Source organism: Panacagrimonas sp. (genome assembly GCF_965216805.1).
Lineage (GTDB): Bacteria > Pseudomonadota > Gammaproteobacteria > Nevskiales > Nevskiaceae > Panacagrimonas.
Window position 1 is genome coordinate 2,500,570 of record NZ_CBDCGN010000002.1, and the last position, 22,011, is coordinate 2,522,580.

Genomic DNA, 22,011 nt, shown 5'->3' on the forward strand with positions numbered 1-22,011 from the left:
CCACTCTTGACCTCGTTCTTCGCCCTGCTTGATGCCATCAATCGCGTGATGCTGTCGGTGCCGGTGTTGCTGACCCTGCTCGGCACGGGTGTGCTGTTCACGGTCTGGAGCGGCTTTTCACAGTATCGATCGCTGACGCACGGCACCGCCCTGCTGACCGGACGCGGCATCCGCACCCAGAACGGCAAAGGTGCCATCACCCATTTTCAGGCGCTGTCCGCGGCGCTGTCCGGCACCGTCGGCCTGGGCAACATCGCCGGCGTCGCCATTGCGGTGGAGTTTGGCGGACCGGGTGCGGTGTTCTGGATGTGGGTGGTGGGCCTGGTGGGCATGGCCATCAAGAGCGCCGAGGTCACCCTGTCCATGCTGTACCGCGATCTTTCCAACCCGGACGACCCGCATGGCGGCACGATGTACGTGTGTCGCAACGGACTGGCAAAACTGGGCCCGGGCTGGGCGCGCGTCGGCAAGATCGCCGGCGGCCTTTTCTGCCTTTCGGTGATGCTGTTCGCCATCACCGGCGGCAACATGTTCCAGGCCTGGAGCGTCGCCGACACCACCCAGGCGTATTTCGGCGTGCCGACCTGGATCACCGGGCTGATCCTGGCGGTCTTGGTGGCGCTGGTGATCCTGGGCGGGGTGCGACGCCTGGGCGCCACTGCCGAAAAGCTGGTACCGGTGATGTGCCTGATCTACGTCGTCGGTGGCCTGTACGTGTTGTCGGTGAATGCACAGCAGTTGCCCGACATCTTCCGCCTGATCTTCCGCAGCGCCTTTGCGCCGGCCGAGGCGATGGGTGCGTTCACCGGTGCGAGCCTCGGCATGGCCTTCATCTTCGGGATGAAGCGCGCGCTGTTCTCGTCGGAAGCCGGCCTGGGCACCGCGCCGATCGCGCACTCGGCGGTGAAGACGCCGGAGCCGGTGACCGAGGGCGTGGTGGCAGGCCTGGAGCCCTTCATCGACACCTTGGTGGTGTGCACGGTCACCGCTCTGGTGATCCTGTCGGCGGGAGTGTGGAACCGCGGACCGGCGGCGATCTGGACCAATCCGCCCGTCATCGTGCAGGCCGACGGCGGCGGCTGGGCGCTGTCCAACAACGAACTGCCCACTCGGTCGGACTCGACTTTCAGGCCCGGCGACCAGGTCTTTGCGATGGTCGAGATCGACGGCGCGCGGCAGCGCCTGTATGGCAACGTGGCGGTGCTGGAAGACGGCTTCGGCATCCGCTGGCAGCCGCTGGCCAGCGTGTCCACCCCGGTGCTGGTGGAGCCCGGTGTGTTCATGGATTACCGCGGTTCAACTCTGGCTGCCAAGTCCTTCGACACCGCCCATCCCAGTCTGGGCAAGTGGATGGTGACCGCGGCAGTTTGGCTGTTCGGCCTGTCCACCTTGATCACCTACGGCTATTACGGTGAACAGGGGGTGCGCTATTTCGGCGGCAGCGACCGCGGGGTGAGGGTCTATCGGCTGTTGTGGTGCGTGCTGGTGGTGGTGACCTGTCTGGGCTTCATCAAGACCGCCGCGCAGGTCGATGCGCTGTCGACCGTGGCGCTGGGCTTCATGCTGTCTGTCAACCTGCCGGTGATGCTGATCCTTGGCTCACGCGCCATGGGGGCCTGGCACGATTACTTCCGCCGTCTGCGGCGCGGAGAGATTGAGCGCGCCCACCCGAAACCCTCGAAGTCCTGAATGCATAGCCAAGACAACAGCGGCACGCGCGCCCACGCCGACCCTGACCGTTGCGGCGTCCTGCTGGTCAACCTGGGGACGCCGACGGCGCCGACGTCGGCCGCTATCCGCGTCTATCTGAAACAGTTCCTGTCCGATCCGCGCGTGGTCGACCTGCCACGCGCCTTGTGGCTGCCGGTGCTGCACGGATTCATCCTGCCGTTTCGTCCGCGCCGGCTGGTGCATGCCTACGCCAAGGTGTGGACCCAGCGCGGCTCGCCGTTGCTGGCGATCTCGCGCGATCAGCACGCCGGCCTGCAGGCGCGCCTGGGAGACACCGCTACGGTGGCGCTGGCGATGACCTACGGCGAGCCTTCGATCGCTTCGGCACTGGACGAACTGACCCAAGCGGGCGTGCGCCGACTGCTGGTGCTGCCGCTGTATCCGCAGTACTCGGCAACGACCACTGCCGCGGTGTTCGACGCGCTGTACCGCCAACTGCAGCAACGGCGTTGGCCGCCGGAGATTCGCACGATCAACAGCTACCATGACCGCGACGATTACATCGGCGCCCTCGCAGCCAGTCTGCAGCGGCATTGGGCGCAGCAGGGTCGCGGCGAGCATCTTCTGATCTCCTTTCACTCGATTCCGCTGCGGTATCTGCACGCTGGCGACCCCTACTTCTGCCACTGCCACAAGACCGCACGCCTGCTGGCCGAACACCTGGGCCTGAACGCAGACCAGTATTCGGTGAGCTTCCAGTCGCGTCTGGGCAAACAGCCGTGGCTGCAGCCCTACACCGACATCGTGATTCCACAGTTGGCGGCGCGCGGCTGCCGGACGCTGGATGTGATCTGCCCCGGCTTTGCCGCCGACTGCCTCGAAACCCTGGAAGAAGTGGCCATCCGCTACCGCGAAGACTTCCTGCAGGCCGGCGGCAGCGACTTGCGCTACGTGCCCGCCCTCAACGACGACGATGCCCACCTGGATCTGCTGGCCGCAATGTGCCGGCAGCACCTGCAGGGCTGGCCGGAGGTCGCGGATGCCGCGGCGACGGCGCAGCAGGCCGCCGTGCGGGCGCAACGTGCGGCGGAAATCAGACCCAGCCTCGACCAGCCCGGCCTGGGTGCTCGCGAATCTTCGCCCTCTGCGTAACCGATATCGGCGTGGGTTGAGCGCGGCGCTCGATCAGGGCAAGCGCAGACCCAGTTCCGCGCGCCTTCCGGATACGCCGGCACCGGCCCGCGCTTCGACGCGATCGTCGGGGATACCCAGCGACACCAGATAGGCGCGGACACTGGCGGCACGGCTGTCGGCCAGCCGCACCGCCGGCGCGCCGGTCTCCGCACGATCGACATAGCCGCGCACCCGCAGACCGGATGCCGGTATCTGGTTCAAGGTGTCGAGCTGCGATTCCAGGTAGCGATCGATCGCCGCCACCGCCGCCGGTCCGATCTGCGAGCTGTAGGGCGCGAAGGCGACGGCCACCGATCGCGGCGCGGCTACCGCCAGAGGCGCGGCCGGAACCGCCGGGGCCGCCGCCACAATCTGCACCGGACCGTGGACCAGCCGCAGTTCCACCCGGCTGTTGCGCGACATCTCGGCGCCGCCGAAGCGCGGTTCGCCAACGCCGGCAACGCGCATGCGGATGCGGTGCGCTGGAATGCCGGCGTCGACCAGCAGACGGCGCACGGCCTCGGCGCGCTGCAAGGCCATGCGCGGCGCCTCCAGACCGTCGGTCCTGATGTCGCCGTGCCCGGACAGGGCCAGCTGCAGCAGCGCATCGCCTTCCAGCTGCGGCCGCCAGTCGTCCGCCAAGGTCGCGATCTGGCGCGCTGCGCGTCGGTTCGGCTCGGTGGCGGCGGGATCGAAGGCGATCAGTTCCAGGCGATCGAGGGATGCGACCTCAGGCGTCGCCGGCGCATCGTCGTCCTCCACGTCCGGAGCGGCATCGAGTTCGGCCTGCGGCTCTGCCAGCGGCGGCGCCGGCTCGCGCGCGGCGAGCTCGGCCGGTGGCGGCAATGCGCGCGGCGCCCGCGGTGCCGGATCGGCGACTGCGCTCACCCGCATGCTCGGATTGACCGCAAGGGGCGCCGCCGGTGGGGACGGAAATTCCGGCATCACCGGCCGCTGCGAGCCGCTGGCGCGCGCGCCGGGCGGGGCCACCGGAATCGCTGTCGTGGCCTGCCGGCGACCGGCCGGATGCGGCGGAATCTGCCGTGCCGTCTGGCCGGGCGCGCAGCCCTGTACGTCCACAAATGCGCCGATCGGCGAGCCCGGACAACGATCCAGGCCTTCGGCAATGCCGTCGATGTCGCTGTCCAGCGCGCAGCCCTGACCGTCGACCCAGGCCCCCGGCGGCGACAGCGGACAGGTGTCGACCAGGTCAAGCACGCCGTCGGCATCCTCGTCGCCAAAAACCGGGCAGCCATTGCTGCCGACGCTACCGCCCGGCGGCGTCCCCGGACAGAAGTCGCGGCTGTCGGTGACGCCGTCCAGATCGTGGTCGGCGATCACCGGGGTCTGCGCGGACACCGGCTGGGTCAGCACCAGCGCGGGCAACAGCAACGCGAGGCGGGCCGCGAACGGCGCGGGGTTCGGTGTCGAGCGCATTGGGGAACGCCATCCGCAGAGATCGGGATCAGGCCGGAGTCTGCGCAATGCAGCCACAACAAAAAAGCCCCGTTGTGTGACAACGGGGCCCTTCGCTTACCCGCGCGACATCTATTCGTCGCGGGTACGCACCTCGGCGCGACGGTTGAGCGCACGACCTTCGTCGGTGTCGTTGGTGGCCTTGGGCCGCGCCTCGCCGTAGGACTGCGTGGAAATGCGCGCGCCGTCGACGCCCTTGCGCTGCAGATACTCGCGCACGATGTTGGCGCGCCGCTCACCCAGGGCCTGGTTGTAGCCGTCGGTGCCGACCGCATCGGTATGGCCGTGGATGTCCACCTTGAGTTCCGGGTAGGTCTTGGCCAGGTCGTTGATGACCGTCGCGGCATTGTCCAGCAAGGTCTTGGCGTAGTCGGTCAGGCGCGACTGATCGAAGGCGAAATGCACGTCCTCGAAGCGCTGGTTGGCTTCGCTCTTGTCCGCCGCGGTTTCAACCGGGCAGCCCTTTTCGTCCACCATGGTACCGCTGGGGGTTTCGGGGCAGGCGTCGATTTCGTCGCAGACGCCGTCGGCGTCGCCGTCCGCGCAGGCCGCCGCCGGCACCGGTTCAGCTGCAGCCGCAACGACGGGCTCGGCACGCTTGCCCAGCGGCACCACCAGGCCGATCTTCAGCACCGCTTCGCCGAGGTCGTCCAGTCCGTTCCGATTGAACTGGTCGGAGTCGATAAAGATGTGGCGGTAGCGCAGATCGCCGCGCAGCGCCAGGTCGGTACCCGAGACGTTGAAGTACTTCATGAATCCAAGGCCCACGTCGGCCATCGGATCGGTCGACGATTCGCCGCCCTTGATCTTGGTCCGCACCACGCCGCCCCCCACGCCGAAGTAGGGCGAGAACCCGGGGTTGCGACCGTAGAAGAACAGGCCGTCCAGCTTGGCGCCGAGGTCGCGCATCGACGGGCCGCCCGCCGAACCATGATCGAACTCGTGAGCGAACATCGACACTTCTATCCCCAGCCGTTCGCTCACCGGCGCACCAAAGCCGAGCTGCAGACCATTGCCGTCCTCCAGCGCATCGGACCCTCCCCCGACGATGGCGTCGCGGTCGTCCTGCTCGAACACATGGCTGAACATGCCGGACAGGTAGGGCCGTAATTCCATCGGGCCTTCCTGGGCAAACACCGCCGGGCCGAACGCAAGTGCCGCGATCGCCAGCGCAACTCCCGTTTGCGATTTCATTCAGAACTCTCCCAAAACGTCCGCTTGGACCGACTTATAAGCCTGCATTGTAGACAGCGATGCGGCTCAGGCCATAATCGACCGTTGCGACACCCCGAATCCGGTTTACTTGAGCCGCCCCATCCCGTCGGTGGAGGCGGCACGCGGAGAACTCATCGTTATGGAATTTCTGGCCGACTACGGCCTGTTTCTGGCCAAGTCGCTGACCTGGGTGGTAGCCATCGTCGTGGTGGTGGCAACGGTACTGTCGATGGCCCGGGCCGCCCGCGAGCACGGTGGGCGCAAGCTGCAGGTGCGCGACCTGGGCGAAGAGCTGCGCGACCTGGGCGATGCCATCCGCGAACAGGTGCTGCCGCCGCAAGAGCTCAAGCAACTCGGCAAGCAACGCAAGGCCGAAGCCAAGGCTCTGCACAAAGCCAAGCCCGGAGCGGACGGTACCGGCAAGCCGCGGGTCTACGTGCTGGACTTCGAAGGCGACCTGCAGGCCCACGCCGTGGCCGGCCTGCGCCACGAGATCAGCGCGGTGCTGCAGGTGGCGCGCCAGCAGGACGAAGTCCTGCTGCGCCTGGAAAGCGCCGGCGGGCTGGTGCACGCCTATGGGCTGGCCGCCTCGCAACTGGTGCGCGTGCGCGACGCCGGCCTGCGCCTGACCGTGGCCATCGACAAGGTGGCCGCCAGCGGCGGTTACCTGATGGCCTGCGTGGCCGACCGCATCCTGGCGGCGCCGTTCGCCGTAGTGGGGTCCATCGGCGTGGTCGCGCAGCTGCCCAACTTCAACCGCCTGCTCAAGAAGAACGAGATCGACCTGGAACTGCATACCGCGGGCGAGTACAAGCGCACCCTGACCCTGTTCGGCGAGAACACCGAAGCCGGCCGTGCCAAGTTCCGCGAGGACCTGGAAGACACCCATGCGCTTTTCAAGGATTTCGTGCAGGCGCACCGTCCGGCGCTGGACCTGACGCGGGTGGGCACCGGCGAACACTGGTTCGGCACGCGCGCAAAGGAGCTGCAACTGGTCGACACGCTGCGCACCAGCGACGATTACCTGCTGTCGCGCGCCGCCGAAGCCGAGGTGATCGAGGTCAAGTACCGCGTGCGCAAGAGCCTGCCGGAACGACTGGGCGTCGGTCTTGCAGCACTGGCCACGGCCTTCGGGCGCAAGGCGCTGACGCCGCAGGCGCCGTGAACGTGACCGCAGGCAAAGCTGACGACCCTGGCTGTGGGTTGCTAACCTTCGATCCATAAAGGCGGCGCAGCGGAGCGTTGGGAAAACAACCGCCCGGCTGCGGCGCTACCGATAACGACACGATTGGGATCCAAATTCGATGAAGCTCACCAGCAAATCGTTCGACAACGGCGGCCTGATTCCCGGGCGCTGCGCGTTCGCCGTCAAGGCGCCCAAGGGCCATGTGCGCCTGTCGGACAATCTCAATCCCGAACTGTCCTGGAGCGGCGCCCCGGCCGCCACCCGCAGCTTCGTCCTGTTATGCACCGACCCCGACGTGCCCACCCGGCCGGACGACGTCAACAAGGAAGACCGCGAAGTACCCCTCAAGCTGCCGCGCACCACGTTCGTACACTGGGTGATGGTGGACATTGCGCCCAGCGTGACGCAGATCGAGGAAGGCAGCTGCTCGCGCGGGGTGACCGCGGGCGGCAAGCGCAACCCGCCGGGTCCGGAGGGCTCGCGTCAGGGCATCAACGACTACACCGCCTGGTTTGCCGGCGATGCCGACATGGCGGGCGACTGGTACGGCTACGACGGCCCCTGCCCGCCGTGGAACGACAGCGTCACCCACCATTACTGCTTCGAGGTGCTCGCCACCGATCTCGAGCGCGTTCCGCTGGACGGGCGTTTCACCGCCGCCGAGGTACAGGCAGCGCTGGAAGGGCACATACTGGCCAGTGCCGCGCTGACCGGGCGCTACAGCCTGAATCCGCGTATCCGCCTGCTGTGAACGGCGCCTACATGTCACGAAACCTTCAACGACCGACACGGTCATAGCCGTCGCCGCTATCCGGCGCAATCCTTCCAAAACAGAGGTTTCGATGCTTCGTCCCCTACTCATCAAAGCGGTGGCACCGGCCGTCGTCGCGGCAGGCTTGCTGTCGTTCGTGCTCGTCGGCGGTTCGCCGCCGTCGGTGCAGGCAGACATCAGCATCCCCATGACGCAAGGCACGCCCTCGCTGGCTCCGATGCTGAAAAACATCATGCCGGCGGTGGTGAACATCGCGGTCACCTCCAAGGTCGAGATCCAGAACCCGCTGATGCAGGACCCGTTCTTCCGGCGCTTCTTCGAGGGCCCCGGTGCCCCCGAGCAACCGCAGGAGCGCGAGTCGCAGTCCACCGGTTCGGGCGTGATCGTCGATGCCAAGAAAGGCTACGTCATCACCAACAATCACGTGATCGATCAGGCCGAAAGCATCCGCGTGCGGCTGTCGGACGACCGCGAGTTCGACGCCAAGCTGATCGGCAAAGATCCGCAGACCGACGTCGCCGTGGTGCAGATCGACGCCAAGAACCTGGTCGCAATTCCCATGGCGGATTCGGACAAGGCGCAGGTTGGCGATTTCGTCGTCGCCATCGGTTCGCCCTTCGGTCTGCGCCAGACCGTGACCTCCGGCATCGTCAGCGCGGTCGGTCGCCACACCGGCATCAGCGAAGGCGGCTACGAGGACTTCATCCAGACCGACGCTTCCATCAACCCCGGCAATTCCGGCGGTGCGCTGGTGAATCTCAACGGCGAGCTGATCGGCATTCCGTCCAACATCCTGTCGCGCTCAGGCGGCAATATCGGCATCGGCTTCGCGATTCCGATGAACCAAGCCCGCAACGTGATGGACCAGCTCGTCGAGCACGGCTCGGTGCAGCGTGGCCGTATCGGCGTGGTCGGCCAGGACGTCACCCCAGACCTGGCCAAGGCCTTCGGTCTGCCGTCAGCCCGCGGCGCGGTCGTCGCCCAGGTGGTTCCCGACTCGCCAGCGGACAAGGCGGGGTTGAAGTCGGAAGACATCATTCTCGAAGCCAACGGCAAGGAAGTTCAAAGCTTCGTGCAGCTGCGCAATGCCGTCGGCCTGATGCGCGTCGGCGAAAAGGTCAAGCTCAAGGTGCTGCGCGAAGGCAAACCGCGCGATATCACCGTGGAAGTGGGCAAGGCCGAAGACCAGGTCGCCAGCGGCGAGGGCCTGCACCCGGCGCTGGCCGGCGCCGTGTTCGGCCCGCGTGCAGAAATAGCCGGCAAACCGTCCGGCGAAGGCCTGGACGCCAAGGGCGTGCTGGTGCAGCAGGTTGCGCCCGGTTCGCCCGCTGCGCGCACCGGCCTGCGTCCGGACGACGTCGTCATCGCGGTAAACCGCCAGAGCATCGACAGCATGGCGAAGTTCGAGGAGCTCGCCGGCGTCAAGGAAGGCCAGCTGCTGCTGCACGTGCAGCGAGGCGACGGCGCGCTGTTCCTGATCGTGCGCTGATCGCGGCTGCGGGGCCGGGCTATACTGCCAGCCCGCCCCGCATCCGACGTTGACGTGCTCGACAACGAACTCGAACAACTCGAACAGCGCGTGCAGCGACTCGTCGCTGCCTACCGGCAAGCCCGGCTGGAACTCAAACGCGTACAACAGGAACGTGACCGCCTGACTGCCCTCAACGGCGAATTGCGCCGTCGGATCGAAGGCGTGGTCGACCGCGTGCGCAAGCTGGAATCCGAACAGGGTTCCGAGGAGAGCGCATGAACATTCCGAGAAGAAAATCCGTACGGCGCAGACCCGACCTCGCAAAGGTGACCGCATGAGTCCGCGCGCGGCAGCATCGGCCGACCCCGAAAGTCTCAGCGTCACCGTTCGCATCATGGGACGCGAGTACACCGTGGTGTGTCCGCAGGAAGAGCACGAAGCGCTGGTGGCATCGGCCGACTTCCTCAACGATCGCATGATGGCGATCCGCAAGCGCGGCAAGGCGCTCGGCGCCGAACGTATCGCAGTCATGGCGGCGCTCAATCTGGCGCGCGAAGTGCTGGAAATGCAGGGATCGGAGAAGGTCATGCAGCCCGATCACGCCGCCGCCGAGCGGGTGAAGCAACTGCGCCTCGATATAGACTCGACGCTGTCGCTGGACTAACCGTGCAGCGTGCGCGTTTGCGTGCGATATGCCGGCGGCTGATCAGGTCCGAGGTGATATCCTTGCGACGTGCCTCCTGTAGCGCCCAAGTGTGCTCCAAGCCCCTTGAGCCTATTTTCACCACCAGGGAGCCCCACCCGGTTCTGGCGTGCAGGCCCGCGAAGTCGGCGGGAAGCCCGATGGATCGGAACGGCACCCACTTGAGACCTCGTCTCAAGGAACCGAGCCCGCGTCAAGCGCCGCGGGAGGCACCTTGAATTCTTCCGTGCAGGACAAGGCCGAACTGCGCCGCGCCCTGCGCCGCCGGCGCTCGCTGATACCGCCCGGCCGTCGCCGCCGTCTTGCGACGCTGGTGGTCCGCCATCTGCTGCGATCCCGTCCGCTGCGCCGCGCGCGCTGCGTCGCCGTATACCTGCATCACGGCAGCGAAGTGGCCACCACCGTACTGATCGATGCGCTGCTGGCGCGCGGCGTGCGCGTACTGGTGCCCCGCATCGCTACGGCGCCGGGGCGCATGGACATGGTCGCCTTGCCGCGTCATGCCAGGCCGTGCGTGCACGGGCCGTTCGGCATCGCGCAGCCGCGGGCCGCGCGGCGTTGGCCCCGACGCGCGATCGACGCAATGTTGATCCCCTTGGTCGCCTACGACGCGCGCGGTCATCGACTGGGCAGCGGTGGCGGTTACTACGATCGCTGGTTGGCGCGCAGCCGCGGATCACGGCCTCGGCGTATCGGGCTCGCTTACTCCATACAGCGGGTGTCGGCGCTGCCCGACGAAGGCTGGGACATCCGTCTTCACGCCGTCGCGACCGAGCGCGGCATCCGTTATTTTTCGCAGCCGACAACGCCCCGCCCGATGACGCAATGCACCGGCCCCTGATCCACTCGTATCCCGCTCGACTTGGAGATTCGCCGCGATGGCCTACTGGCTGATGAAATCCGAACCCGACTGTTTCTCCATCGACGATCTGGCTTCGCGGCCGAATCGGACCGAGGCCTGGGACGGCGTGCGCAACTACCAGGTGCGCAACATGATGCGCGACGACATGCAGCCCGGCGATCTGGCTTTTTTCTATCACTCCAGCTGCCCGCAACCCGGCGTTTACGGCGAGATGGAGATCGTCTCGCGAGCCTATCCGGACCCCACGCAGTTCGACCCGGAGCACGAACACTACGATGCGGGTGCCAAGCCCGCCGAGCCGCGCTGGCTGCTGGTGGAGGTCAGATTCAGACGCAAGTTCGAACGGCCGGTGCTGCTGGAGGCCTTGCGCGCGCAGGAGGCGCGCTTCAAGGGCCTGCGCATTCTGGAACGCGGCAGCCGTCTGTCGGTGGTGCCAGTATCGGCGCCGCACTGGAAGGCGATTCTGAAGCTGGCGGGCGCAACCTGAGGGCAGAAGGCTTTTCGGCCGCCGCGGTGCAGCGCCTCCGGCGCCCGGCCGGCCCTTCGCATCTTGCTGCGCCTTGGCGCGCATAGGGTCCGACCGGCACCGCATCTGCGCTCAGGCAGTCACCTCCAGAATCATCTCGGTGTTGGCGGCGCCTGGCGCCACCATCGGCAACACCATCTCGGCGTGCTGGATCGGCGCCCGCACCAGCATTGGACCCGGCTGCACGAACACATCGCGCAGCGTCGCCAGGGGATGGGTGGCCTGCTCCAGATCCAATGCCGGGACGCCGAACGCACGTGCCAGCGCGCAGATCGCGGTTCCGCGCGAATACACCGAGCCGGTATGGTGCTGCTGGTAGAACAGGCTCTGCTGCTGGCGCACCATGCCTAATCCGCCGTTGTCGAACACCACGATCTTCACGTCGGCCTCGGTGTCGGCCAGAGTCGCCAGCTCCTGCACGTTCATCAACAGGCTGCCATCGCCGGTGATGCACAGCGCGCCAGCCGCGGGGCAGGCCAGCGCGGCGCCGATGGCGGCCGGGATGCCGAAACCCATGGTGCCCAGCCCGCCCGATGTCAGCCAATTCTCCGCAGCCGTCAGCGGATAATGCTGCGCCACCCACATCTGGTGCTGGCCCACATCGGTGGTGACGATGCGATGCGGTCCGGCCAGTCGGGAGAGCTGGCGAATCAAGATCGGCGGACAGGAAAGGTCGTCGCCGCTCGCCGCCGGCGCCGGATGCGCACGACGCAATCCAGCGACCTGGGCTTGCCAAGCACTCCGGTCCTGCTTCACCAGCAGCGCACCCAGCGCGCGCAGGGCGGCGCCGGCGTCGGCGTGAACGGCCAGGTCCGGCCGTCGCAGCTTGCCCAGCTCGCGTGGATCGGCATCGATGTGGATGACCTGGGCGTCGCGTGCAAACCCGGTCAGCTTGCCGGTGGCGCGATCATCGAATCGGGCGCCGACCGCGATCAGCAGATCGCAGGCCTCCACCGCGTGGTTGGCATAAGGCGCGCCATGCATGCCCAGCATGCCGAGGTTGAGCGGGTGCGCAGGCGGCAACACCCCCAGCGCCATCAGACTCGTCACCGCCGGCACACCGGTGTCATCCACCAGCCGGCGTGCATCACTGCTGGCGCGCGCCAGGCGCACGCCGCCACCAAAGTAAAACAACGGCCGCTGCGCAGCCCTGATCATGCCGGCCGCCCGATCAAGCGCGTTGGAACACGGCGTCTGCAATGCGGTGGCGCTGCTTGCCAAAGGCAACTCGTGCAAGTGCACGCGCTCGGTCTGCACGTCCTTGGGAAGATCCAGCAACACCGGTCCCGGGCGGCCGCTTTCAGCGATGCGAAACGCCTCCGGCAGCAGGTCGATCAACTCCGCGGCGGCGTTGACCTCGAAGTGCGCCTTGGTGATGCGATCCACGATGAAGCCCGTCGGCACTTCCTGGAACGCGTCGGTGTTTCGTAGCGCGCGCGGCACCTGCCCGGCCAGGCACACCAGCGGCACCGAATCCGCCTTGGCGTCGGCCAGCGCAGTGACGGTGTTAGTGACGCCCGGCCCCGAAGTGGCGATGCACACCCCTGCCCGCCCGGCGACGCGCGCATAGCCCTGCGCGATGAAAGCCGCGCCCTGTTCGTTGCGCGCCAGCACGTGGCGCAGGGATGAATCGGCCAGTGCCCGATACAGCGGCAGCACCGCGCCGCCGGGGATACCGGCAACGAAGGGCGTGCCGCGCTGTTCGAGAAAGCGGGTGATGAGTTGTGCGCCAGTGATGTCCATGGAAGGTCTCGATGTGGACCCCTGGGCGGCATCTCCGGCGTGGACTGCAAAAACAAGAACCCCCCGCCGGCGATGGCGCCGGCGGGGGGTTGAGTGATGCGTGCAGCGTCCCCTACGGCGCGTCGGTAACGACGACCATTACGGCCAGGACGATGGCTTTGTTGAAATTCATGACTACCGCGAAATCCCGGGAAAATGCGATTCGTTGGTAGGCGCGAGAGGACTCGAACCTCCGACCCCCACCATGTCAAGGTGGTGCTCTAACCAGCTGAGCTACGCGCCTGCCGCAACCGCAGGGGCGCGAAGATTACCGGCGCGAACGTAGACAAGCAACTCCGGTCACCGGCCCGATCAATCGCCACGATGGGCGCTCGGCTGAAGGTTCAGGCATGCGGGCTGCGCATGCGCCGGCCAGTCACCAGCGCCGCCAGCAGCGCCAACGCGCAAGCCGCGGCCCAGGCAGCCAGCCAGCCGAAGTGAATCAGGCCGCCGGCGATCAGCGGACTGACGAGCATGGCGACGGACTGCAGCGATTGGGTCAATCCAAACACTGCGCCCTGCCGCGTGGCCGGTACCGCCTGCGAAATCAATCCCAGCAGGCTGGGTCGCAGCAGGCTGTTGCATACGCCGGTAAGACTGAGGCAGGCGGCCAGCAGCGGCAGATTATCGGCCCAGCCCAAACCCAGGTAGCCCAGCGCCGCCAGCAGCAGGCAAGCCCGCACCAGTCTCGCTTCGCCGTAACGGCGTACCAGCGGCCCCAACAGAAACACCTGCGCCAGCAGCCCGAGCGCGCCGATGTGAGCTAGCGCCAAGCCGACCTCGAATGCGCCAAACGGCTCGCCCTGCCACTCGAAGCGTCGTTCGCAGAACAGAGCGAACCCCGCGGTGAACAGGCCGAATGCGGCAAAGAATCCGAACAGCTGCTGCAGGTGGCGGACAATCAAAGGGTCCGAAAGCAGCTCGCCGCGAGCCGTCCGCGCCTGCGCTGCAAACGCCGACGGCGCTGCGCCGCGCGGCAGCAACGCTCCGGTGCACAACATGCTCAGCAGTGCCAGTCCCGCTGCGGCCCACAGCGGCGCCTGCAGCCCCAGTGGCGCCAACAGCGCCGCCAGTGCCGGGCCCACCATGTAGCCAAAGCCGAACGCCGCGCCGATCAGCCCGAACGCGGCGGCGCGATCTGCCGGTGCCGTGACATCCGAGATGTACGCGCGTGCAGCGGGCAGGTTGCCGGCGGTGAGCCCGTCCAGCGCACGCGCCGCGAACAGCCACAGCAGCGACGGCGCCAGCGCCAGCCCGACGAAGCCGAGCAGCGATCCCGCCTGCGACAGCAGCAGCACCGGCTTGCGTCCGCGGCGATCCGACCATTGTCCCAACAGCGGTGCGGCGAACAGACTGAACAGTGCATAGGTCGCAATCAGCGCACCGACCAGCATCGGCGTCGCGCCCAGGTGCTGGGCATAGAACGGCAGCAGCGGAATCACGACGGTGAACCCCAGCACGTCGACGAACACGATCAGCGCGATCGGCCACAGCGCCGGGTTCTTCAGCGCTGCCATGGCGCGGCACTCGTCATTGCTCAGGGATCGATGAGGCCGGCATGCAGCGCCATCAGCGCGATCTCGGCCTGGTTGCCCGCACCCAGCTTCTGCTTGATGTTGTACAGGTGCGTGCCGACCGTGCGCGGCGACAGGTTCAGCACTTCGGCGATAGCGTTCACCGAGCGGCCCTTGGCCAGCGCGATGAACACCTCGAACTCGCGCGCGGACAGCACGTCCACCGGGTTCTGCTGCGCCGACAACTGCTGCAGGGTCATGCGCTGCGCCAGCGCGGCCTCCATATACATTCTACCCGCCGCGATGTGGCCGATGGCCTGGATCAACTCCTCGGCGGCGCTGCGCTTGCTCAGGTATCCGGCGGCACCGGCCTTGAGCGCGCGCTTGGGGTGGATGGTGTCCTCGTGCGCCGACAGCACCAGGATGCGCAGGCCCGGATAGCGCGCGGTGAGCCGGGCGATGGATTCCAGCCCGCCGATGCCGGGCATCGACAGGTCCATCACCACCACATCTGGCAGGGCCTGCGCGCAAAGCTGCTGGGCCTGTTCGCCGTTCTCGGCCTCGGCCACCACCTCGATGTCCGGCGTGTCCGACAGCAGCATGCGAAAGCCCATGCGCACCACGGCGTGGTCGTCCACCAGCATCACGCGAATCCTGGCTCCGGATTTCATCCGAGTGACGGCGCCTGTATCGGTAGTTGCGCGACGATCCGCGTGCCGCCCTGCGGCGACGTCTCGATGCCCAGCGAGCCGCCCAGGCCCTGCGCGCGTTCGCGCATGCCAAGCAGGCCGTTGCGACCCGCTCCGTGCAGACGATCCGCTGCGATGCCGGCGCCGTCGTCGGTCACGCTCAGGCGCACCGCGGCATCCTGCATCTCGATGCGGATCGATACCTTCTGCGCCTGCGCGTGACGCGTTGCGTTGGTCACCGCCTCCTGGGTGATGCGGAACAGCGCGATCTCGATGTCGTCGCCCAGCCGCGGCAACAGCTCCGGCAACGACAACTCGAACGCCAGTTGCGGATACAGGTTGCCCCATTCGCTCACGGCTTCGCCCAGAGTATCGGCCAGGCCCACGCCCTCCAGGGCCAGCGGACGCAGGCGGCGGATGATGCGGTGCATGGCATCGTAGATCTGCGAGGCCGAAGACACGATGGCGCGACTCGATTCCAGCGTCCGCACATCACTGCCTTCCACCCGGTTGGCGGTCGCCTGGGCCAGCGTCTTGATGGCGGTGAGGTACTGGCCGATCTCATCGTGCAGTTCGCGCGCCAGCACGCGACGCTCCTCTTCCAGATGGCGCTGGATCACCTGGGTGAGCTGGCGGTTTTCGGCGAGTTCACGCTCTGCCGCCAGCGTGCGTTCGAGCACCGACAGCATGCGGTTGAAGCCGACGCCGATGGCGTGCAGTTCCGGCAGCGCGTAGTCCGGCAGGCGCACCGACAGATCGCCGCCTTCGGCCCGCGCAAAGCCCTGGACCATGGTGCGTACCGGCTTCACCGCACGGCCGACCACGGCGTACAACAGGCCGTTGACCAGCACGAAAAAGCCGGCGGCCAGCCACGCCAGGCTGAGCATGTCGTCCCAGGCGTCGAGCACGCTGCGCGATGCATCGGGGACGATCTCCACCGAAAAGCTGTCGGCGTCGAGCCGCACCGGCGGCAGTTCGGGGCCGACCAGGTGGGCAAACCAGTCCGGCGCATGGCGGCCGGCCTTGTAGGTCGAAGGTGGCGACTCGTACACGCGGCGGTCGCTGCCGTCGTACAGATAAATCTCGTTGGCGCGAACCCGACCCAGCCGGGCCAGGAAATCCTGCACCACGCTTTGCCGCAGCGCGCCGCGCGCAAACATGCTGCTGCTGAACAACACCGCGGTCATCAACTGTGCGGTGACGCGATTGGACGCTTCGATCTCCTCGCGGATCTGCCCGCGCATCTCCTGGATCATCAGGTACACGCCAGCGCCCAGAAACAGCAGGGTGACGGCGGTGACCAGCAGGTTGATGCGAAAGCGCAGGCTCATGAAGGCGGCATCGAGCGATCACGCAGGTGGTTGAGCGCACTGACCAAGGCGCTGCTCATGGCCGGCTCGAAGGCGCCATGACCGGTCTGCGGCAGCATCTGCAGGCGTGCATGCGGCAGCTTCTGCGCCAGTTCCCAAGCGCTGATCGGTGGGCACACCGGGTCCAGCGCGCCCTGCACGATGTGCAGGGGGATCTCGCGCAGCACGTCCAGACCTTCAAGCAGTTCGCCATCGCGCAGGAAGAATCGATTGGCCAGGTAATGCATGTAAACGTAGGTGCGCGGATTCAGCGGGTCGCCGGAGGGCCCGGGCGTGGCACCGCTCACCGTCATCGCCATGGCCTCGGATTCCAGTTGCAGCCAGGCCCCGGCAATTGCGCGCGCCGCGTCGGGCGCGCCACGCAGCACCGTGCGCGCGCAGTGGGTGGCCAGATCGAAGTCGCGCGCCGCCTGTTCGTCGGCGATGCCGAAGGGCGCCGCCAGCGCCTGCCAGGCCTGCGGCAGAAAGCTGCGCAGGTTGTAGGCAAAGGACTCCACTTCGCGCACGCGCGCCATGAACACACCGCGCAGCACCAACGCTTGCACGCGCTGCGGATACCGGCGCGCATAGGCCAGCGCCAGGGTCGAACCCCAGGAACCACCGAACACCAGCCAGCGCTGCAGCCCGAGGTGCTCGCGCAGGCTTTCCAGGTCCTCCACCAGATGCGCGGTGGTGTTCGCCTCCAGGCCACCGGCCGGTCGACTGCGCCCGCAGCCACGCTGGTCGAGCAGAATCGCGCGGTAGTGCGCGGGATCGAAGAAACGCCGGTGCGCCGCGATGCAGCCGCTGCCCGGGCCGCCGTGCAGAAACACCACCGGCTGACCCTCAGCGTGCCCGCATTCCTCGAAATAGAGCTGGTGACCCTCCCCGACCGGCAGGTGTCCGCTGCGGTAAGGCTCGACCGCCGGGTACAGACCTGGGTACGGACCGTTGTGCTTGTCGTTCACGCCATGTCGGAGACGTCGAGGCTGGGATGCAACCTTAGCCCGGCCGCACCGGGTCCGCACGGCTCATGATTTTCATGAGGCGCGGTCGCGCATACCGACGCTACCGCGATACTGGCGGCGGGCAAACAATGCAGCTCAGGTCATACCGGTCGGGTGACCCGGTCGCGGCGACGCGATCCCTTCCAACTTCAGCTTGAGGAGAACATTATGGCCTGGACCAAACCCGCCGCCATCGACATGCGGTATGGCTTTGAAATCAACCTGTACGTCGCGGCTCGCTGAGCCGAACGTGCGCGGTTCGCGTTTCGCCGCAGGATTGCACTGGCCGGCGAAATGTCGTTGAAGTCGATTGCGAATCCGGCGGTGAGAAGCTCACCGCCGGATTCGTTTCGGCATCCCGCGAGATTCCGATGAGCGAACTTCAGGCACCACCATGGAGTGCGGAGGAATTCGAGCACCGGCTGCGCGGCAAGAGCAGCAGCTATCACATCCATCATCCCTTCCACGTGATGATGGCGCAGGGCCAACTCACCCGGGAACAACTGCGAGGCTGGGTGGCGAACCGCTTCTATTACCAGATCAGCATCCCGCGCAAGGACGCTGCGATCCTGGCCAATTGCGACGACCGCGAAGTGCGGCGCGAATGGGTGCTGCGCATCCTCGACCACGATGGCTACGGTGAGGATGAGGGCGGCATCAAGGCGTGGATCGGGCTCGGGCAGGCGGTGGGCTTGTCACGCGACGACGTCGTCAGCCTGCGCCACGTGATGCCGGCCGCCCGTTTCGCGGTGGACGCCTATGTGGATTTTGCACGGCGGGCCAGCTGGCAGGAGGCGGTAGCTTCCAGCCTCACCGAGTTGTTTGCGCCGCACATCCATCAGCAACGCCTGGACACCTGGCCCGAACAATACCCCTGGGTGGACGCCGCCGGCCTGCGCTACTTCAAGGCGCGGCTGACCCAGGCGCGTCGCGACGTGCAGCACGGCCTGACTCTGACCCTGGCGTATTTCAGCCGCACGCGCGCCCTGCAGGAACGAGCCCTGGAGATTCTGCAGTTCAAGCTCGACGTCCTGTGGGCACTGGCCGACGCCATCATGCTCAGCCAATGCGAGATGAGAATCATGAGCCCCAAGCTGGCGCCTGATATCGCGCCGGGCAACGCCCGTGAATAACCCTGCCGCGGATCAGGTCTACGCTGTCGCCCGGCTCTATCGCCTGCAATGGGAGCCGGTGCAAAACGCACATGTGCTGCTGTATCCCGAGGGCATGGTCAAGCTCAACCCGAGCGCCGGGGAAATTCTCAAGCGCCTCGATGGCCGGCGCAGCGTCGCCGAAGTCGCCCGCGACTGCGAGTCCGCGTTCGCCACCCGGGGCCTGCTCGACGACGTGCTGGCGTTTCTGGATGCGGCGCTGGAACAGGGCTGGGTGCGGCGTGTCGCCTGATTCTCCGCCGAGCCGTGTCGGCATCGATCCCCCGCTTTGGCTGCTGGCGGAGGTCACCTACCGTTGCCCGCTGCACTGCGTGTTCTGCTACAACCCGGTCGACTACGCCAAGCAGCATCGCGAACTCACCACCGCCGAATGGCTGCGCGTGTTGCGTGAAGCGCGCGCACTGGGCGCCGCGCAACTGGGTCTATCCGGTGGCGAGCCGCTGCTGCGCGAAGACCTCGAAGAGATCGTGCGCGAAGCACGCAGCCTGGGTTACTACACCAACCTGCTGACGTCCGGCGTCGGCATGACCGAATCCCGCATCGCGGCCCTGAAGGACGCCGGGCTGGATCACATCCAGTTGTCGTTCCAGGACTCGACGCGGGAGATGAACGATTTCCTGTCGAGCACACGCACCTTCGATCTGAAGGTGAAAGTCGCCGCGCTGATCAAGCAGTACGACTATCCGATGGTGCTCAACTGCGTGCTGCACCGCTACAACATCGATCACATCGGCACGATCCTGGAAATGGCCGAAACGATGGGCGCGGAGTACGTGGAACTGGCCAACACGCAGTTCTATTCCTGGGCCTATCTCAACCGTCGCCAGTTGCTGCCCACCCGCGGGCAGATCGCGCGTGCCGAACAGGTCACCGAAGCGTTCCGTGCCAAGGTTCGCGGTCGCATGCGCCTGTTCTTCGTCATGCCCGATTACTTCGCCACGCGGCCGAAGAAATGCACCAACGGCTGGGGCACATTTTTTGTCACCGTGCAGGCCGACGGCACCGTGCTGCCCTGTCACGTAGCCGGCATGCTGCCGGGAATGAGCTTCCCCAATGTGCGCGAACATTCCATGGCATGGGCGTGGTACGACTCGCCGGGCTTCAACCGCTTCCGCGGCGATGCCTGGATGAAGTCGCCGTGCAAGACCTGCCCGGAGAAGGACAAGGATCTCGGCGGCTGCCGCTGCCAGGCCTGGATGCTGACCGGCGATGCGGAGAATGCCGATCCGGTATGCGACAAATCCGAGCACCATCACCTGATCGTCGACGCGGTGGACCAGGCGGAGCGCGACCGTGGCACCGAATTTCCGCTGGTATTCCGCACCGATCGCGAGTCGCGCCAGCTGATGCTCGAGCACGAAAGCGTGCAACTGAGTGACGATCGCCGGCGTCTGTTCGAACCCGGCGCACAGGCTTCGGCCGCCAACACGCGCATCGGACGCTGAGCCGACCCTCTCCTATCGATCGCGATCAACCCACGCCATGCGAGCACTGATCCTGGGCGCCGCCGCCGGCGGCGGCTTCCCGCAATGGAATTCCAACGCTCCCGGCTGCCGGCGCGCACGCCGCGGCGATCCGCTGGCGCCAGCCCGCACGCAGGCCTCGGTGGCAGTGAGCGCCGACGGCGAGCACTGGTTCCTGCTCAACGCCTCGCCCGATCTGCGCCAGCAGATCGAAGCCAACGCCTCGCTGCATCCGCGCCACGGCCTGCGTTCGTCGCCGATCGCCGGCGTGGTGCTCAACGGCGGTGACGTCGATGCCATCGCCGGCCTGCTCAATCTGCGCGAGCGCACCGCCTTTGGTCTCTACGCCACCGCCAAGGTGCACGCGGTGCTGGCCGCCAATCCGATCTTCAACGTGCTGGCGCCCGACGTGGTGGCGCGCTGCCGTCTGCCCTTGCACGAGGCGACAGAGCTGTGTTTGCCCGACGGGCGCGGCAGCGGCCTGCACGCGGAACTGTTCGCGGTGCCCGGCAAGGTGCCGCTGTATCTGGAAGGACAGGACGCGCCCAAGCAGGTGACCGGCGAGGAGACGGTCGGCATCCATATCCGCGACGGCCGCTCGGAGCTGTACTTCATCCCCGGCTGCGCCGCCATGACCGACGCTCTGGCGCAACGCCTGCGCGGCGCCGACCTGGTGCTGTTCGACGGCACGCTGTATCGCGACGACGAGATGATCCGCGCCGGCACCGGCAGCAAGACCGGCCTGCGCATGGGCCACATGAGCCTCAGCGGTGAGGACGGCACCCTGGCGGCGTTCTCGTCGCTGGAGGTGCGACGCAAGGTGCTGGTGCACATCAACAACTCCAACCCGGTGCTGCTGGCGGACTCGCCGGAGCGCGCGGAAGTGGAGGCCGCCGGCTGGGAGGTGGGTTACGACGGCATGATGCTGTTGTGAACCTGGAATTCGCGGCAAATGCCGTTTTCCGGCTCAAGCCGGCTCAGAGCCCGTCGCGCTTGGCCTGCACCCACAACTGCTCCATCGCCTCCAGTCGCGCTGCTCCGCGCAGCCCGTCCCAGATCGCACGCCCGGCCAGTACGCGCGCGTAGCGCCGCTGGAACTTCTGGTTGGCCTGGGTCAGCGCCTGTTCCGGGTCCACGCCGAGGTGACGTGCGAGGTTGACCATCACGAACAGCAGGTCGCCGAACTCGTCGCGCGTGCGTGTCTCGCCCTGGGGAATCGCCTCGCGCAACTCGGCCAGTTCCTCTTCGAGTTTGGCCCACACGTCCGCAAGCTGCGACCAGTCGAAACCGTCCTGCGCGGCCTCGTGCTGCAGCGCCAGTGCCTGGTGCAGCGAGCCTTCAGCCTTGCGCATGAAAACGCAGACACAGATCGTGCAGCATCCCGGCGGTGGCGCCCCAGATACGCTGGGGACCCCAGTCCAGTTCGTAGAACGGAATCATCAGTCCCTCGCGGGTGAGGCTGCGCTGCACATAAACTTTGGGGTCGAGCACGATGTGCATCGGCACCTCGAACGCTTCGGCCACTTCGGAGACCTGGATCACCGGGGCCACCGGGCCGTCCACCAGGCCCACCACCGGGGTGACGCGGTAGCGGCTGATGGTGGGGTAATCGTCCAGATAACCCAGAATCTCGACCTTCAGCGGGTCCAGGCCGACTTCCTCGTGCGCTTCGCGCAACGCGTTGGCGGCAGCGGAGGTATCGGTGTCATCGCGCCGACCGCCCGGAAAGCTTACCTGCCCCCGATGCGAGGCCAGAGCATCCGAGCGCCGCGTCAGCAGGATCGAGTATCCGTCGGGGCCGCGCACCACCGGCGCCAACACCGCCGCCGGCCGCAGCGCTTTCATGAAGGCCGGCGTCAGCCAGCGATCACCGCCCAGGGGCAGGTCGAGCTTGGCGATCGGCCGCGGCTCGGTGTCGTGCGTGCCTGCCAGCGCGGCGCGCAGGCGCGCTTCCAGCGCTTCGGGCTTGAAATGCGCCAC

At 67.0% G+C, this 22,011-nt stretch carries 23 protein-coding genes, 1 tRNA gene and 1 other RNA gene; 15 read left to right on the plus strand and 10 right to left on the minus strand.

Annotated elements, in window-relative coordinates:
* Positions 1-6: 6 nt before the first annotated feature.
* Positions 7-1,689 (plus strand): alanine/glycine:cation symporter family protein, encoded by a 1,683-nt coding sequence (locus tag ACOOHP_RS11800; RefSeq protein ID WP_420466623.1) that lies wholly within the window; start codon positions 7-9, stop codon positions 1,687-1,689.
* Positions 1,690-2,823 carry a ferrochelatase gene (gene hemH / locus ACOOHP_RS11805; RefSeq protein WP_420466624.1) on the plus strand — a complete coding sequence of 378 codons (1,134 nt, stop codon included), beginning with the start codon at positions 1,690-1,692 and terminating at the stop codon, positions 2,821-2,823.
* Between the two features lie 33 nt (positions 2,824-2,856).
* Here the strand turns inward: hemH and ACOOHP_RS11810 are convergent, their stop codons facing one another.
* Both ACOOHP_RS11810 and ACOOHP_RS11815 read right to left on the minus strand, forming a co-directional pair.
* Positions 2,857-4,281 (minus strand): OmpA family protein, encoded by a 1,425-nt coding sequence (locus tag ACOOHP_RS11810; RefSeq protein ID WP_420466625.1) that lies wholly within the window; start codon positions 4,279-4,281, stop codon positions 2,857-2,859.
* A gap of 111 nt (positions 4,282-4,392) precedes the next feature.
* Positions 4,393-5,514 carry an OmpA family protein gene (locus ACOOHP_RS11815; RefSeq protein ID WP_420466626.1) on the minus strand — a complete coding sequence of 374 codons (1,122 nt, stop codon included), beginning with the start codon at positions 5,512-5,514 and terminating at the stop codon, positions 4,393-4,395.
* A 160-nt stretch (positions 5,515-5,674) separates the two neighbouring features.
* Here ACOOHP_RS11815 and sohB point away from each other — a divergent pair, with 160 nt between their 5' ends.
* The 8 genes from sohB (at position 5,675) to ACOOHP_RS11855 (ending at position 11,016) form a co-directional block, all read left to right on the plus strand.
* The gene (gene sohB / locus ACOOHP_RS11820) at positions 5,675-6,700 is read left to right on the plus strand and encodes a protease SohB (protein WP_420466977.1); all 1,026 of its coding nucleotides are present in this window, start codon (positions 5,675-5,677) and stop codon (positions 6,698-6,700) included.
* A gap of 139 nt (positions 6,701-6,839) precedes the next feature.
* Entirely contained in the window at positions 6,840-7,472 is a 633-nt protein-coding gene (locus ACOOHP_RS11825; RefSeq protein WP_420466627.1) for a YbhB/YbcL family Raf kinase inhibitor-like protein, read from the plus strand.
* Positions 7,473-7,563: 91 nt separating this feature from the next.
* Positions 7,564-8,982: a DegQ family serine endoprotease gene (locus tag ACOOHP_RS11830; protein ID WP_420466628.1), complete on the plus strand. Its 1,419-nt coding sequence runs from the start codon at positions 7,564-7,566 to the stop codon at positions 8,980-8,982.
* 54 nt (positions 8,983-9,036) lie between these two features.
* On the plus strand, positions 9,037-9,243 hold the full coding sequence (locus ACOOHP_RS11835) for a hypothetical protein (RefSeq protein WP_420466629.1): 207 nt from the start codon (positions 9,037-9,039) through the stop codon (positions 9,241-9,243).
* Positions 9,244-9,298: 55 nt separating this feature from the next.
* On the plus strand, positions 9,299-9,628 hold the full coding sequence (locus ACOOHP_RS11840; protein WP_420466630.1) for a cell division protein ZapA: 330 nt from the start codon (positions 9,299-9,301) through the stop codon (positions 9,626-9,628).
* Between the two features lie 70 nt (positions 9,629-9,698).
* A non-coding RNA gene (gene ssrS / locus ACOOHP_RS11845) (6S RNA) lies at positions 9,699-9,880 on the plus strand.
* A gap of 1 nt (position 9,881) precedes the next feature.
* The gene (locus tag ACOOHP_RS11850; RefSeq protein WP_420466631.1) at positions 9,882-10,508 is read left to right on the plus strand and encodes a 5-formyltetrahydrofolate cyclo-ligase; all 627 of its coding nucleotides are present in this window, start codon (positions 9,882-9,884) and stop codon (positions 10,506-10,508) included.
* A 37-nt stretch (positions 10,509-10,545) separates the two neighbouring features.
* Positions 10,546-11,016: an EVE domain-containing protein gene (locus tag ACOOHP_RS11855; protein WP_420466632.1), complete on the plus strand. Its 471-nt coding sequence runs from the start codon at positions 10,546-10,548 to the stop codon at positions 11,014-11,016.
* Between the two features lie 111 nt (positions 11,017-11,127).
* Here the strand turns inward: ACOOHP_RS11855 and ilvB are convergent, their stop codons facing one another.
* The 6 genes from ilvB to pip all read right to left on the minus strand — a co-directional run bounded on the left by ilvB (position 11,128) and on the right by pip (position 17,357).
* Positions 11,128-12,798 carry a biosynthetic-type acetolactate synthase large subunit gene (ilvB, locus tag ACOOHP_RS11860; RefSeq protein ID WP_420466633.1) on the minus strand — a complete coding sequence of 557 codons (1,671 nt, stop codon included), beginning with the start codon at positions 12,796-12,798 and terminating at the stop codon, positions 11,128-11,130.
* Positions 12,799-13,004: 206 nt separating this feature from the next.
* Positions 13,005-13,081: transfer RNA gene (locus ACOOHP_RS11865), tRNA-Val, on the minus strand.
* Between the two features lie 100 nt (positions 13,082-13,181).
* Positions 13,182-14,354, minus strand: coding sequence for an MFS transporter (locus ACOOHP_RS11870; RefSeq protein WP_420466634.1), 1,173 nt, complete (start codon positions 14,352-14,354; stop codon positions 13,182-13,184).
* Positions 14,355-14,374: 20 nt separating this feature from the next.
* Entirely contained in the window at positions 14,375-15,022 is a 648-nt protein-coding gene (locus ACOOHP_RS11875) for a response regulator (RefSeq protein WP_420466635.1), read from the minus strand.
* Complete coding sequence (locus tag ACOOHP_RS11880; RefSeq protein WP_420466636.1) at positions 15,019-16,371, minus strand: ATP-binding protein; 1,353 nt, start codon at positions 16,369-16,371, stop codon at positions 15,019-15,021. The genes ACOOHP_RS11875 and ACOOHP_RS11880 overlap by 4 nt, the downstream gene beginning before the upstream one ends.
* Positions 16,368-17,357 (minus strand): prolyl aminopeptidase, encoded by a 990-nt coding sequence (gene pip, locus ACOOHP_RS11885; RefSeq protein WP_420466637.1) that lies wholly within the window; start codon positions 17,355-17,357, stop codon positions 16,368-16,370. The genes ACOOHP_RS11880 and pip overlap by 4 nt, the downstream gene beginning before the upstream one ends.
* A gap of 207 nt (positions 17,358-17,564) precedes the next feature.
* Here pip and pqqA point away from each other — a divergent pair, with 207 nt between their 5' ends.
* The 5 genes from pqqA (at position 17,565) to pqqB (ending at position 20,965) form a co-directional block, all read left to right on the plus strand.
* Positions 17,565-17,639: a pyrroloquinoline quinone precursor peptide PqqA gene (pqqA, locus tag ACOOHP_RS11890; RefSeq protein WP_420466978.1), complete on the plus strand. Its 75-nt coding sequence runs from the start codon at positions 17,565-17,567 to the stop codon at positions 17,637-17,639.
* 128 nt (positions 17,640-17,767) lie between these two features.
* Complete coding sequence (pqqC, locus tag ACOOHP_RS11895; protein WP_420466638.1) at positions 17,768-18,529, plus strand: pyrroloquinoline-quinone synthase PqqC; 762 nt, start codon at positions 17,768-17,770, stop codon at positions 18,527-18,529.
* On the plus strand, positions 18,522-18,800 hold the full coding sequence (gene pqqD, locus ACOOHP_RS11900) for a pyrroloquinoline quinone biosynthesis peptide chaperone PqqD (protein ID WP_420466639.1): 279 nt from the start codon (positions 18,522-18,524) through the stop codon (positions 18,798-18,800). Before pqqC ends, pqqD begins: the two co-directional genes overlap by 8 nt.
* A complete protein-coding gene (gene pqqE, locus ACOOHP_RS11905; protein ID WP_420466640.1) occupies positions 18,760-20,013 on the plus strand; it encodes a pyrroloquinoline quinone biosynthesis protein PqqE in 1,254 nt (417 codons plus the stop codon). The genes pqqD and pqqE overlap by 41 nt, the downstream gene beginning before the upstream one ends.
* A gap of 37 nt (positions 20,014-20,050) precedes the next feature.
* Positions 20,051-20,965: a pyrroloquinoline quinone biosynthesis protein PqqB gene (gene pqqB / locus ACOOHP_RS11910; RefSeq protein WP_420466641.1), complete on the plus strand. Its 915-nt coding sequence runs from the start codon at positions 20,051-20,053 to the stop codon at positions 20,963-20,965.
* 43 nt (positions 20,966-21,008) lie between these two features.
* On the opposite strand, the gene ACOOHP_RS11915 is transcribed toward pqqB, so the two are convergent.
* The gene (locus ACOOHP_RS11915) at positions 21,009-21,383 is read right to left on the minus strand and encodes a MazG nucleotide pyrophosphohydrolase domain-containing protein (protein ID WP_420466642.1); all 375 of its coding nucleotides are present in this window, start codon (positions 21,381-21,383) and stop codon (positions 21,009-21,011) included.
* Positions 21,370-22,011 (minus strand): CoA pyrophosphatase, encoded by a 642-nt coding sequence (locus ACOOHP_RS11920; protein ID WP_420466643.1) that lies wholly within the window; start codon positions 22,009-22,011, stop codon positions 21,370-21,372. The genes ACOOHP_RS11915 and ACOOHP_RS11920 overlap by 14 nt, the downstream gene beginning before the upstream one ends.

Bases quoted from the DNA above. Each gene is read 5' to 3' on its own strand.
- hemH (WP_420466624.1), top strand. From the start codon at position 1,690: ATGCATAGCCAAGACAACAGCGGCACGCGCGCCCACGCCGACCCTGAC.
- ACOOHP_RS11810 (WP_420466625.1), bottom strand. From the start codon at position 4,281: ATGCGCTCGACACCGAACCCCGCGCCGTTCGCGGCCCGCCTCGCGTTG.
- ACOOHP_RS11815 (WP_420466626.1), bottom strand. From the start codon at position 5,514: ATGAAATCGCAAACGGGAGTTGCGCTGGCGATCGCGGCACTTGCGTTC.
- sohB (WP_420466977.1), top strand. From the start codon at position 5,675: ATGGAATTTCTGGCCGACTACGGCCTGTTTCTGGCCAAGTCGCTGACC.
- ACOOHP_RS11825 (WP_420466627.1), top strand. From the start codon at position 6,840: ATGAAGCTCACCAGCAAATCGTTCGACAACGGCGGCCTGATTCCCGGG.
- ACOOHP_RS11830 (WP_420466628.1), top strand. From the start codon at position 7,564: ATGCTTCGTCCCCTACTCATCAAAGCGGTGGCACCGGCCGTCGTCGCG.
- ACOOHP_RS11840 (WP_420466630.1), top strand. From the start codon at position 9,299: ATGAGTCCGCGCGCGGCAGCATCGGCCGACCCCGAAAGTCTCAGCGTC.
- ACOOHP_RS11855 (WP_420466632.1), top strand. From the start codon at position 10,546: ATGGCCTACTGGCTGATGAAATCCGAACCCGACTGTTTCTCCATCGAC.
- ilvB (WP_420466633.1), bottom strand. From the start codon at position 12,798: ATGGACATCACTGGCGCACAACTCATCACCCGCTTTCTCGAACAGCGC.
- ACOOHP_RS11870 (WP_420466634.1), bottom strand. From the start codon at position 14,354: ATGGCAGCGCTGAAGAACCCGGCGCTGTGGCCGATCGCGCTGATCGTG.
- ACOOHP_RS11875 (WP_420466635.1), bottom strand. From the start codon at position 15,022: ATGAAATCCGGAGCCAGGATTCGCGTGATGCTGGTGGACGACCACGCC.
- ACOOHP_RS11880 (WP_420466636.1), bottom strand. From the start codon at position 16,371: ATGAGCCTGCGCTTTCGCATCAACCTGCTGGTCACCGCCGTCACCCTG.
- pqqC (WP_420466638.1), top strand. From the start codon at position 17,768: ATGAGCGAACTTCAGGCACCACCATGGAGTGCGGAGGAATTCGAGCAC.
- pqqE (WP_420466640.1), top strand. From the start codon at position 18,760: ATGCGGCGCTGGAACAGGGCTGGGTGCGGCGTGTCGCCTGATTCTCCG.
- pqqB (WP_420466641.1), top strand. From the start codon at position 20,051: ATGCGAGCACTGATCCTGGGCGCCGCCGCCGGCGGCGGCTTCCCGCAA.
- ACOOHP_RS11915 (WP_420466642.1), bottom strand. From the start codon at position 21,383: ATGCGCAAGGCTGAAGGCTCGCTGCACCAGGCACTGGCGCTGCAGCAC.